Raw genomic sequence first — 11,937 nt, forward strand, 5'->3', positions numbered from 1 at the left:
TGATCTTGACCCTCCATCTCCGAACAGCTTTTGTATCTTAAGTTAACGATGTCCGCTGCCGCCGGTATTCCCTCGGGGAGTGATATCCCAGCGCGCTGTGCGGGTGGTTTTCATTGTAATGCGTGAACGCTACTGCAAGGTTTCGCAGTGCTGTTCTCACATCCGGTTTTGGCATGAACGCGATATAGTCTTCTTTCATCGTTTTCACGAACCGTTCGGCCATGCCATTACTCTGCGGGCTGCTCACCGCTGTTGTGCAGGGCTCCAGATTCAGCTCTCTCGCGAACCTCCGCGTTTCATACGCGGTATACGCTGAACCGTTATCCGTCAGCCACTGCACCGCTGTGTCGGGCAACCTGTCGCCGAAGCGCTTTTCCACCGACCTCAGCATCACATCCTGCACGGTCGAACTGTCATAGCCTCCCGTGCTTGCTGCCCAGTCTATGGCCTCACGGTCGCAGCAGTCCAGCGCGAACGTTACCCGCAGTTTTTCGCCGTTGTCGCAGCCGAACTCGAAGCCATCTGAACACCAGCGCATATCGCTTTCTGCCACCGCTATCTTGCCCTTATGTTCACGCTTCGGTCGCTCTGGTTTGTGATGCAACAACAACAGGTTATGCTCACGCATTATCCTGTAAAGCCGTTTGGCATTCACAGGTAGCTGTCCCTCTGTGCGACGTTGCTTGCGCAGGATGCCCCACACGCGTCGATAACCATAACTCGGCATATCGCTGATAATGTTGAGGATAGCCGACAGTATTTCTGCGTCTGCTTCTTCATTACGCCGGTTACAGCGCCTGTCCTGCCAGTCGGCAGAACGGTTAATCCGCAGTGACAGTTGCGCACGCGACACGCCCATGGTCCGGCAGACCATGGCTATTCCCCGTCCTTTGGCAACAAGGGCGCGTGCGCTATCCATTTTCGCGACTGACCGTACTCCACGGCTTCTTTCAGGATCTCAACTTCCATCGTCTTCTTGCCCAGAAGGCGCTGAAGCTCCCGGACCTGCTTCAGAGCAGCAGTAAGCTCAGAAGCAGGAACGACTTCCTCTCCAGCCGCAACGGCGGTGAGGCTGCCTTCCTGATATTGCTTCTTCCACTTAAACAGCAGGCTGGGCTGGATACCATGCAGGCGGGCGACATGGGAGACATTCATACCCGGCTCCATCGTCTGCTGGATAATGGCGATCTTCTCCTGAGGAGTTTTACGTTTACGGACTTCTTGCCCTAACAGGATCCCGGTCATCTCAAAATTGGCGTTAGTGTTAGACATATATTCAAGCCTATCTCTTATCTGGAGATACAGCTACTGTCCGGTGTTTCAGGGGGCTACATCAAAGTAATCCCAGAGGCCAATGATTCTTCAGGTTTATCGGCTACGGTAGGCGCATAGTGGTTGTCTGGACGCATGGAGTTAACAATCTGTTGGTAATCAGAATGTCGCTGATCCATAAAGGCTATATGTGCATCGCAATAGTGTCTCCAGAGGAGGTCATACTGTGAAGCCACATTATCGATTTCATCCTCCATACCCGTAAGATCAAACTGGCTACCAAGTTGTTCTATAACTGAATCTGTCGATAGCGGCTCAACATCTTGTTTGAAGGTTCCATCAAGTAGCAATCCAACATCAAGCGCAATACGTTTTTCACGGGCCAATGAACCTGATTTTCGCAAGGTACTACGTACTGTAGAGGGGATTTTTTTCGCTGCGGCATAAAAACCTGCCTGAATTTCAAGCAAATACTTATCAATATCATCTTGCTCTAACTTCTTCATTTTCTGCACTATATCCATTAATAGCGTTGGTTCCATCTTGGACGATTTTACAAGAGAAATAAACATAGAGAGGCGAGAAGATATAAATCTTGCTCTGTTGGCTGAATCGCTACCCAAAGACATGCGAAAGAATCGGCCTGTAGATAGCCTGAAATGAAGGCAGTAGCGATTGCCACGCTTAATAATATTCGGGATGGAACAACCGTTGGTATGTCTCGTTTGTATCACAGTCTGTGTCACATTTTCACCTATTAAGGCCTGAGACACACCAACGTATTGTTTTAGAAGAAGTTGAAGCTGACCGATAAGCCGGGTTCTGTCGTGGACAGTCATTCATCTAGGCCAGCAATCGCTCACTGGCTCAAGCAGCCTACCCGGGTTCAGTACGGGCCGTACCTTGTGAACCCCTATTTGGCCTTGCTCCGGGTGGAGTTTACCGTGCCACGGACTGTTACCAGCCGCGCGGTGCGCTCTTACCGCACCCTTTCACCCTTACCTGATCCCACTTGCGTGGGCCATCGGCGGTTTGCTCTCTGTTGCACTGGTCGTGGGTTTCCCCCCCAGGCGTTACCTGGCACCCTGCCCTATGGAGCCCGGACTTTCCTCCCCTCCGCCCGTCTCCCCCGAAGAGGACGACGACGAAGCGGCGACTGTCTGGTCAGCTTCGGCGCGCAGTATAGAGGGTTTGCGGGGCATTGTCACCCCGCACTGCGCATTCCTATCGCCAACGTGGCGGCGATGTTTCTTGAAGCGCGATAAATATTATCAAATGCCCCACGAAAGGCCTCTTCCAGCGTGCTGATGGTGGTTAATACGCTAAACACCGCATCGATACCATATTGATGCACCACCTCCACATCGCGCGTCAGGCTGCCGCCAATACCAATTACCGGCTTGTGGTACTTCTTCGCGACATTCGCCACACCCACCGGCACTTTGCCGTGAATGCTCTGGCTGTCAATCCGCCCTTCTCCGGTCACCACCAGCGTACAGTCATGAATATGCTCTTCCAGATTGAGCGCCTGGGTCACAATCTCAATACCACTGCGCAACTCCGCACCTAAAAAAGCCATTAATGCGGCGCCCATTCCGCCAGCCGCACCAGAGCCAGGAACGTCTTTCACATCAACCCGCAGCGATTTTTTAATGATGTCGGCATAGTGAGACAGATTGCGGTCCAGTTCGATAATGCGTTCTTCCGTCGCCCCTTTCTGCGGGCCAAAAATGCGCGAAGCGCCAGTATCGCCGGTAAGTGGATTAGTCACATCGCAGGCCACGCGAATTGAGCAGGTTTTTAAGCGCGGATCCAGGCCCGATATATCGATGGTGTTCAGACTCTCCAGGCTTCCACCACCGTTGCCAATCTCTGTCCCGTTGGCGTCGCAGAGTTTCGCCCCCAGCGCCTGCACCATACCCGCGCCGCCGTCGTTGGTCGCACTGCCGCCAATACCAATAATGATGCTCTGCGCACCGCTATCCAGCGCCTGCAAAATCAACTCCCCGGTGCCACGCGACGTGGTGACTAACGGGTTACGCTTTTCAGGAGGAACTAACGCCAGACCGCTGGCTGCCGCCATTTCGATAAACGCGGTTTTACCATCTCCAGACATGCCCCAGCAGGCATTCACTTTTTCGCCCAGCGGCCCTGTCACCCACGCTGAATGTTCACTCCCCTGCGTAGCGGCAATCATGGCTTCGACCGTTCCTTCACCGCCATCGGCAACCGGGACAGAAACATATTGCGCATCGGGGAAAATTTCCCGAAATCCTTTTTCTATTGCCTGAGCTACCTCGGTGGCAGAAAGGCTTTCTTTATAAGAGTCTGGGGCAATTACGATTTTCATAGTTATGTAGCCTGACAGTGCCGCGCAAGGCAAGAAATACAGGGCGCGCATCCGCGCCCTTCTTGTTAGCGAGTGACTTCCACTTTCGCCAGTTTTTCGTAGTAGCATGCGAGTGCGCTATGATCGGCGGTGCCCAGCCCATCAGCGCGTAGCGCCTGCATCATCTCCATGACTGCAGCAGTCAGCGGTAACTGAGCGCCAACGCCATGAGAGGTATCCAGCGCGTTCGCCAGATCTTTAATATGCAGGTCGATACGGAAACCCGGCTTAAAGTTTCTGTCCATAACCATCGGCGCTTTCGCATCCAGTACGGTGCTTCCCGCCAGCCCACCACGGATCGCCTGATACACCAGATCCGGGTTTACGCCCGCTTTGGTCGCCAGCGTCAGCGCTTCCGACATTGCCGCAATGTTCAGCGCCACAATCACCTGATTCGCCAGCTTGGTGACGTTACCCGCGCCGATATCACCGGTATGTACCACGGAACCTGCCATAGCTTTCATCAGATCGTAATATTTGTCAAAAATCGCTTTATCACCGCCAACCATCACCGACAGAGTACCGTCGATAGCTTTCGGTTCGCCGCCGCTTACTGGCGCGTCCAGCATATCCACGCCTTTCGCTTTCAGCGCGTCGCTGATTTCACGGCTGGCTAACGGCGCGATGGAGCTCATGTCGATCAGCACTGTCCCCGGTTTCGCCCCTTCAATAATGCCGCCCTCTCCCAGCGCCACTTCTTTCACATGCGGAGAATTCGGCAGCATGGTGATGATCACATCGCACTGCTCGGCAATATCTTTCGCCGTAGCGGCGGTTTCTGCGCCTGCGGCAATTACTTCCGCAATGGATTCCGGGTTACGGTCAGCAACCACCAGCGAGTAACCTGCCTTGAGGAGGTTTTTACTCATTGGTTTACCCATAATACCGAGGCCAATAAAACCAACTTTCATTGTCATGTCTTTATCTCTCTCTACTGTCGAGGGTGGTTATTTCTTAAAAGAATCAGCCAATTTTTGCGTGGCTGAACGGAACACGCCAAGATCGCTGCCAACGGCAACAAACGTCGCGCCCCACTCCAGATAACGACGCGCATCCGCCTCTACCGGGGCCAGAATGCCGCTTGGTTTGCCGTGTGCTTTCGCGCGGGCAAAAATGTGCTGGATAGCTTTCTGCACATCAGGGTGTGATGCATTGCCGAGGTGGCCTAACGCCGCAGCCAGATCGCTTGGGCCGACGAAGACCCCGTCGACGCCTTCTGTCGCCGCGATTGCGTCAACGTTATCAACGCCCTGCTGACTTTCGATCTGCACGATGATGGTGATGTTCTTATTCGACTGCGCAAAATAGTCCGGTACGGTGCCAAACATATTGGCGCGATGGGATACGGACACACCGCGAATACCTTCCGGCGGATAGCGGGTCGACGCCACGGCGTTCACCGCCTCTTCCTCCGTCTCCACGAACGGGATCAGGAAGTTGTAAAATCCGATATCCAGCAGGCGTTTGATAATTACCGGCTCGTTGGTCGGTACGCGCACTACCGGCGCGCTGGCGCTGCCTTTCAGCGCCATCAATTGCGGGATAAACGTCGATATGTCGTTCGGCGCGTGTTCGCCGTCCAGCACCAGCCAGTCAAAACCCGCCAGGCCTAAAACTTCGGTACTGATTGGGCTGGCTAATGCAGACCAGCAGCCAATCTGAATCTGTTGCGCCGCGAGAGCCGCTTTAAACTTATTCGGAAAAATCGTGTTATTCATCGCTTACACCTTTGTTTATTTCTGCAATTCCATACGTTTAATGTCACCGACAATAAACAGGTAGCAAACCATTGCCATCAGCGCCGAGCACCCTACAAACATCAGCGCAGCATTAAATGAGTGCAGCTCGCTCACCAGATACCCAATCACCAGCGGGGTGACGATGGAAGCCACATTGCCAAATACGTTAAATACCCCACCGCACAGACCGACAATCTCTTTCGGCGCAGTATCGGAAATCACCGGCCACCCCAGCGCTCCGAAGCCTTTACCGAAGAACGCCAGCGCCATCAGTGCCACCACCAGGGTGGTGTTATCGGTGTAGTTACACAGAATAATGGTCGAGGCGAGCAGCATTCCGAGCACAATCGGCAGCTTACGTGCCAGAGTGATGCTGAAGCCACGTTTAATCAGATAATCAGAGAACACGCCGCCGAGTACGCCACCGGCAAATCCGCACAGCGCAGGAATCGAAGCCACCAGGCCCACTTTCAGGATCGACATGCCTTTTTCCTGTACCAGGTAAATCGGGAACCAGGTGAGGAAAAACCAGGTAATTGTGTTGATAAAATACTGTCCGAAGAACACGCCGAGCATCATACGGTTAGTGAGCAACTGCTTGATATAATGCAATTTAGGACCGCCTGACTTCACATCACCCGGCTTTTTATGGTCCATATCCACGACCGCGCCGTTTTCAGAGATAAACTTCAGCTCTTCTTGCGACATACGCGGGTGATCGGTTGGGTTATGAATAAACTTTACCCACAGCCCGGTGAGCACAAAACCAATCACGCCCATCACGGTAAAGACATGTTCCCAGCCCCAGGCGAAGGTCAGCCAGCCCAGCAGCGGCGAAAACAGCGCCAGAGAGAAATACTGTGCGGAGTTAAAAATTGCGGACGCCGTACCGCGCTCTTTCGTCGGGAACCAGGCCGCCACGATACGGGCATTCGCCGGGAAGGACGGCGCTTCCGAGAAGCCCAGCATAAAGCGCATGATGAACATTGAAATACCCGCCCAGGCCAGCGGGAACATGTCTACAAAGCCCTGCAGGAAGGTAAACAGCGACCAGAAGAACAGGCTGTAGGTGTAGACTTTCTTTGAACCGAACTTATCCAGCAGCCAGCCGCCGGGGATTTGCATTAACAGGTAAGCCCAGCCGAAAGCGGAGAAAATGCACCCCATAGAGATGGCACTGAGCTGTAACTCTTTCGCCACTTCCGTGCCGGCAATTGACAGCGTTGCACGGTCCGCATAGTTAACGGCTGTAACGATAAATATTATCAGCAATATTAAGTAACGGGTGTGCGTGCCTTTCTTTTTCTCGACAACTGTATCCAGAATCATTCTAATTACCTCGGGTACATTAAATTTTTATTATTATTGGGTAGATATTCCTGGTGATAAATTACTGATAATAAGAACGCATAATAATTTATCAGACGCTATGAAACCGTGATTTAGTATAATCAGCAGCGCAACGTTAATCATTGTGCAAGCGCTCATTAAACATGCGTTATTAAAATAATGTTTTGGGCACATGCACACATGCATGGGCGCTAATGCACACATTTACGTATTGCTACCCCTGGTGGGGCGGCCTTGCTGAGTTTAAGTGATCATCATCACATTCTTGGCGATAAACTCCTGACATTCTTATTTCACGATACCGAATCTTTATTACTTATAATTAGATTCAAAATATAAATATCCACACTATTATCACCACCTTGTTGGAGAATACTGGACAATGGCCGACATCGAAATCAGACAAGAATCGCCAACGGCGTTTTATATTAAAGTTCACGAAACAGATAATGTGGCGATAATTGTCAATGACAATGGTCTGAAAGCTGGGACGCGTTTTCCAGACGGACTGGAACTCATTGAACATATTCCTCAGGGACATAAAGTGGCGCTCTTGGATATTCCTGTTCGCGGCGAAATCGTGCGTTATGGCGAAGTGATAGGCTATGCCGTTCGCGATATCCCACGCGGCAGCTGGATTGATGAATCAATGGTTGAGCTACCCAAGGCCCCGCCGCTGGAGACGCTGCCGCTGGCAACCAAAGTGCCAGAGCCGCTGCCGCCTCTTGAGGGTTACACCTTCGAAGGTTATCGCAATGCGGACGGTAGTGTCGGCACCAAGAATCTGCTCGGTATTTCCACCAGCGTGCACTGCGTGGCGGGCGTGGTGGATTATGTAGTGAAAATCATTGAGCGCGATCTGCTGCCCAAATACCCGAACGTTGACGGCGTGGTCGGACTCAATCATCTGTACGGCTGCGGCGTGGCGATTAATGCCCCAGCCGCCATCGTGCCGATTCGTACCATTCACAATATTGCGCTAAACCCGAACTTTGGCGGTGAAGTGATGGTCATTGGACTCGGCTGCGAAAAACTGCAGCCAGAGCGCCTGCTGGAAGGCACGCACGATGTGAAAAGTATTCCGGTCGACAGCGCCAGCATCGTCAGCCTGCAGGATGAAAAACACGTTGGCTTTCAATCGATGGTTGCCGATATTTTGCAGGTGGCCGAACGCCATCTGGCAAAACTCAATCAACGCCAGCGTGAAACCTGCCCGGCGTCAGAACTGGTGGTCGGCATGCAGTGCGGCGGCAGTGATGCGTTTTCAGGCGTGACGGCCAACCCGGCGGTCGGTTATGCCTCCGACCTGTTAGTACGCTGCGGCGCCACTGTAATGTTCTCTGAGGTTACCGAAGTGCGCGATGCCATCCATCTTCTGACCCCACGTGCGATTAACGAAGAAGTAGGTAAACGCCTGCTTGAAGAGATGGCCTGGTACGATAACTACCTTGATATGGGCAAAACGGATCGCAGCGCCAACCCTTCTCCAGGCAACAAGAAAGGCGGTCTGGCAAACGTGGTGGAAAAAGCGCTGGGTTCTATTGCCAAGTCTGGCAAGAGCGCGATTGTCGAAGTCTTGTCGCCGGGTCAACGCCCAACCAAACGCGGCCTGATTTACGCGGCTACACCCGCCAGTGATTTTGTCTGCGGTACGCAGCAGGTCGCTTCCGGGATCACCGTGCAGGTGTTCACCACCGGTCGCGGTACGCCGTACGGCCTGATGGCCGTGCCGGTGATAAAAATGGCGACCCGTACCGAGCTGGCCAACCGTTGGTTTGACCTGATGGACATCAACGCAGGCACCATCGCCACCGGCGAAGAAACCATTGAAGACGTGGGTCTGAAACTGTTCGAGTTTATTCTCGACGTCGCCAGCGGGCGTAAGAAAACCTTCTCGGATCAATGGGGACTGCATAACCAACTGGCGGTGTTTAACCCGGCGCCAGTGACCTGATTATCCACGTTTTTTCTTCATGAGCATGCCTTCTGGCATGCTTTTTTTTCGCCATATACTTTCGCAACCCTCCCTTTTCTTTCGAAACTTTCATTTATCAGATCGAAATCACAAAAAAACGTTACGAAACCCTATACTTTATTTCGAAGAAAGCAATCGAAAGACTTCGGAGGAAGTATGTTTATCATCTCAAGCAAAATGATGCTGAAGAAGGCACAGCGAGAAGGCTATGCCGTACCGGCGTTTAACATTCACAACCTGGAGACCTTACAGGTTGTCGTGGAAACAGCAGCCGAACTACGCTCTCCGTTGATCGTCGCCGGCACGCCTGGCACTTTTAGCTATGCCGGTGTCGGTAATATCGTTGCAATCGCCAGTGAACTGGCAAGATGCTGGAACCATCCTCTCGCCATCCATCTCGATCACCATGAAAGCGCCACCGATATTGAAGAGAAAGTCGCTACTGGTATTCGCTCCGTCATGATCGATGGTTCCCATCTGCCGTTTGTCGACAACATTGCGTTAGTTAAACACGTAACAGATTACTGCCATCGCTATGACGTTAGCGTTGAAGCTGAGCTGGGACGGTTGGGTGGACAAGAAGATGACCTAATCGTGGACGGAAAAGATGCGCTTTATACCCACCCAGAACAGGCTCGGGAGTTCGTGGAAAAAACCGGTATCGACTCACTGGCGGTCGCGATTGGCACGGCTCATGGTCTGTATAGCACTGAACCTAAACTGGATTTTGAACGGCTAACAGAAATTCGTCAGTCCGTTGATATTCCACTGGTTCTACATGGCGCATCCGGCCTGCCAGCACATGATATTAAGCGCGCCATCTCTTTAGGGATCTGCAAAGTCAACGTCGCTACCGAACTCAAAATCGCCTTTTCTGGCGCACTCAAAACCTATCTGAGTACACATACCAATGCGAATGACCCACGGCATTACATGATGCCAGCAAAAGCCGCCATGAAAGAAGTGGTACGTAAAGTCATTGCCGACTGCGGTTGCGAAGGAAAACTATAAGCAACTGATTAATATGAATTGTATGAATTCTGGCAAAGGTCTGTTTTAAAGCTGGATCACGAAAGCTGCTTTTACCCTTTGCCTTCAATCCAAAAATATTATGAAGATAAACAAAAGATATCGGAGATAGAAGTGAAAGAAATAATCTCTCGTCATAAAGCAGGTGAACATTTAGGTATTTGTTCTGTTTGTTCAGCACATCCGTTGGTCATTGAATCCGCATTACGCTTTGATCTCAATACGGACAGTAAAGTTCTGATCGAAGCAACGTCTAATCAGGTTAATCAGTTTGGTGGCTATACCGGGATGAAACCCGCCGATTTCCGTGATTTTGTCTATGGCATCGCACAAGAAATTGGCTTCCCTCGAGAAAGACTGATCCTGGGGGGCGATCACCTCGGCCCTAACTGCTGGCAAAATGAAGTAGCGGCAGAAGCGATGGAGAAATCCGTAGCCTTGATTAAAGCTTACGTCGCCGCAGGATTCAGCAAAATCCATCTTGATGCTTCAATGTCCTGCGCTGACGATCCGACACCGCTAGACCCGATGGTTGTTGCTCAGCGAGCAGCCATACTTTGCCAGGCAGCAGAATCAACAGCAACCGAAGAACAGAAACGCCAACTGACTTACGTGATTGGCACTGAAGTTCCCGTACCTGGTGGAGAAGCCACCACCATCGGTACCGTTCATGTCACACGCGAAGAAGATGCCGCCCGGACACTGGAAACCCATCAGGTTGCCTTCAGTGCATTAGGGCTTGAAGAAGCGTTAACGCGCGTAATCGCCATTGTGGTCCAGCCCGGCGTCGAATTCGATCACACTCAAATTATTCACTATCAGCCACAAGCTGCAAAAGCGCTTTCCGCCTGGATCAAAGAGACCCCAATGGTCTACGAAGCGCATTCTACCGATTATCAAACCCGCCAGGCATACCGTGCGCTGGTACGCGATCACTATGCGATTTTGAAAGTAGGTCCAGCACTCACCTTCGCTCTGCGTGAAGCTATTTTTGCCCTTGCGCAAATGGAAAATGAACTGGTATCTCCGGAGCAAAGAAGCCGGGTATTGGAAGTGATTGACGAAGTTATGTTGAATGAACCGGACTACTGGAAAAAATACTATCGCCCAACCTGGAGTCAGGCGATGGTTGATATTCACTTCAGTCTCTCCGACCGTATTCGTTACTACTGGCCGCATCCCCGCATTCGTCAAAGCGTAGAGAAATTAATAACCAATCTTAATGACGTCGCTTTACCACTGGGGCTAATTAGCCAGTTTATGCCCGTGCAATTTGAGCGTCTGTCTGAAGGAACGTTAACCGCGACGCCACACAATCTGATTATCGACAAAATTCAGGACGTTCTGCGCGCCTATCGCTTTGGTTGCGCACCAGCACTTGCCTGAAATCAGGAGAATATATGAGCCAACTTTTTGTCCGAACAGGAATCAACTTTAGCTCGTGTCAGCATGCGCTGACACATATTGGGGAGGAGATTCTGGCCAAAGGGGTCGTGCACGAAAGTTACCCGCAGGCCCTGATTGAGCGTGAAGCAACCTTTCCAACTGGAATAGCGCTGGAACGTCATGCCGTTGCGATTCCACATTGTGAAGCTGTTCATGCTAAATCTCCTGCTATCTATCTGATTCGCCCGGATACACCGGTCAACTTTCAACAAGCGGATGATGATGAAGAGATCGCAGTCTCTTTAATTATCGCCTTAATCGTTGAGAACCCGACGGCACAACTGAAGCTCCTGCGTCGTCTGTTTAGTGAGCTACAAAACCCGAACACCATTGAAGCATTACTGAATGCGCCCGATGCAGAACTGGCAATGCTCTTTCGGGAAAAAATCCTTGAGTCTGAGCTCTGCGCTCAGATTTGATAACAAACTGATAATAAAAGGAATACCCTATGAAACGTAAAGTAATTGTGGCCTGTGGCGGTGCTGTAGCAACTTCAACAATGGCTGCGGAAGAAATTAAAGAACTCTGTGAAACCAACAATATACAACTCGACCTGGTTCAGTGTCGTGTAACAGAAATCGAAACCTATATGGACGGCGCAGACCTCATTTGTACCACGGCTCGCGTTGACCGTACATTTGGCGATATCCCGGTGGTTCACGGCATGCCTTTTGTCTCAGGCGTGGGTATCGAAGCATTGCAGCAAAAAATCCTGACCATCCTCGTGGGGTAACGCC

Annotated in this window: 11 protein-coding genes and 1 other RNA gene; 5 read left to right on the forward strand and 7 right to left on the reverse strand. The window is 51.5% G+C overall.

What is annotated here, in order from left to right; translation table 11 throughout:
- Positions 1 to 37: 37 nt before the first annotated feature.
- The 7 genes from OGV38_RS11195 to garP all read right to left on the reverse strand — a co-directional run bounded on the left by OGV38_RS11195 (position 38) and on the right by garP (position 6,729).
- A protein-coding gene (locus OGV38_RS11195; RefSeq protein ID WP_117086587.1) for an IS3 family transposase occupies positions 38 to 1,245 on the reverse strand; the annotation gives its coding sequence in 2 pieces (ribosomal slippage) (positions 38 to 924 and positions 924 to 1,245; 1,209 coding nt in all).
- Positions 1,246 to 1,328: 83 nt separating this feature from the next.
- Positions 1,329 to 1,778, reverse strand: a complete 450-nt coding sequence (locus OGV38_RS11200) for a hypothetical protein (protein WP_286473310.1) — start codon at positions 1,776 to 1,778, stop codon at positions 1,329 to 1,331.
- A gap of 289 nt (positions 1,779 to 2,067) precedes the next feature.
- Positions 2,068 to 2,444, reverse strand: an RNA gene (gene rnpB, locus OGV38_RS11205) — RNase P RNA component class A.
- Positions 2,445 to 2,476: 32 nt separating this feature from the next.
- The gene (gene garK / locus OGV38_RS11210) at positions 2,477 to 3,622 is read right to left on the reverse strand and encodes a glycerate 2-kinase (protein ID WP_032931837.1); all 1,146 of its coding nucleotides are present in this window, start codon (positions 3,620 to 3,622) and stop codon (positions 2,477 to 2,479) included.
- Positions 3,623 to 3,687: 65 nt separating this feature from the next.
- Entirely contained in the window at positions 3,688 to 4,578 is an 891-nt protein-coding gene (gene garR, locus OGV38_RS11215) for a 2-hydroxy-3-oxopropionate reductase (RefSeq protein WP_016154635.1), read from the reverse strand.
- A gap of 30 nt (positions 4,579 to 4,608) precedes the next feature.
- Entirely contained in the window at positions 4,609 to 5,379 is a 771-nt protein-coding gene (gene garL / locus OGV38_RS11220; RefSeq protein ID WP_005131731.1) for a 2-dehydro-3-deoxyglucarate aldolase, read from the reverse strand.
- A gap of 15 nt (positions 5,380 to 5,394) precedes the next feature.
- The gene (gene garP / locus OGV38_RS11225; RefSeq protein ID WP_286473312.1) at positions 5,395 to 6,729 is read right to left on the reverse strand and encodes a galactarate/glucarate/glycerate transporter GarP; all 1,335 of its coding nucleotides are present in this window, start codon (positions 6,727 to 6,729) and stop codon (positions 5,395 to 5,397) included.
- 403 nt (positions 6,730 to 7,132) lie between these two features.
- Here garP and garD point away from each other — a divergent pair, with 403 nt between their 5' ends.
- The 5 genes from garD (at position 7,133) to gatB (ending at position 11,933) form a co-directional block, all read left to right on the forward strand.
- Positions 7,133 to 8,704, forward strand: a complete 1,572-nt coding sequence (gene garD / locus OGV38_RS11230) for a galactarate dehydratase (protein ID WP_016154637.1) — start codon at positions 7,133 to 7,135, stop codon at positions 8,702 to 8,704.
- A gap of 177 nt (positions 8,705 to 8,881) precedes the next feature.
- Positions 8,882 to 9,736 (forward strand): tagatose bisphosphate family class II aldolase, encoded by an 855-nt coding sequence (locus OGV38_RS11235; protein ID WP_103284275.1) that lies wholly within the window; start codon positions 8,882 to 8,884, stop codon positions 9,734 to 9,736.
- A gap of 132 nt (positions 9,737 to 9,868) precedes the next feature.
- Positions 9,869 to 11,140, forward strand: coding sequence for a tagatose-bisphosphate aldolase subunit GatZ (gene gatZ / locus OGV38_RS11240; RefSeq protein ID WP_029139671.1), 1,272 nt, complete (start codon positions 9,869 to 9,871; stop codon positions 11,138 to 11,140).
- A gap of 14 nt (positions 11,141 to 11,154) precedes the next feature.
- The gene (gatA, locus tag OGV38_RS11245) at positions 11,155 to 11,619 is read left to right on the forward strand and encodes a PTS galactitol transporter subunit IIA (RefSeq protein WP_286473313.1); all 465 of its coding nucleotides are present in this window, start codon (positions 11,155 to 11,157) and stop codon (positions 11,617 to 11,619) included.
- A gap of 29 nt (positions 11,620 to 11,648) precedes the next feature.
- On the forward strand, positions 11,649 to 11,933 hold the full coding sequence (gatB, locus tag OGV38_RS11250; protein ID WP_200101013.1) for a PTS galactitol transporter subunit IIB: 285 nt from the start codon (positions 11,649 to 11,651) through the stop codon (positions 11,931 to 11,933).
- The last annotated feature ends 4 nt before the right edge of the window (positions 11,934 to 11,937 follow it).

Origin of the sequence: Citrobacter sp. Cb080 (assembly GCF_030334745.1) — a bacterium.
GTDB lineage: Bacteria > Pseudomonadota > Gammaproteobacteria > Enterobacterales > Enterobacteriaceae > Citrobacter > Citrobacter braakii.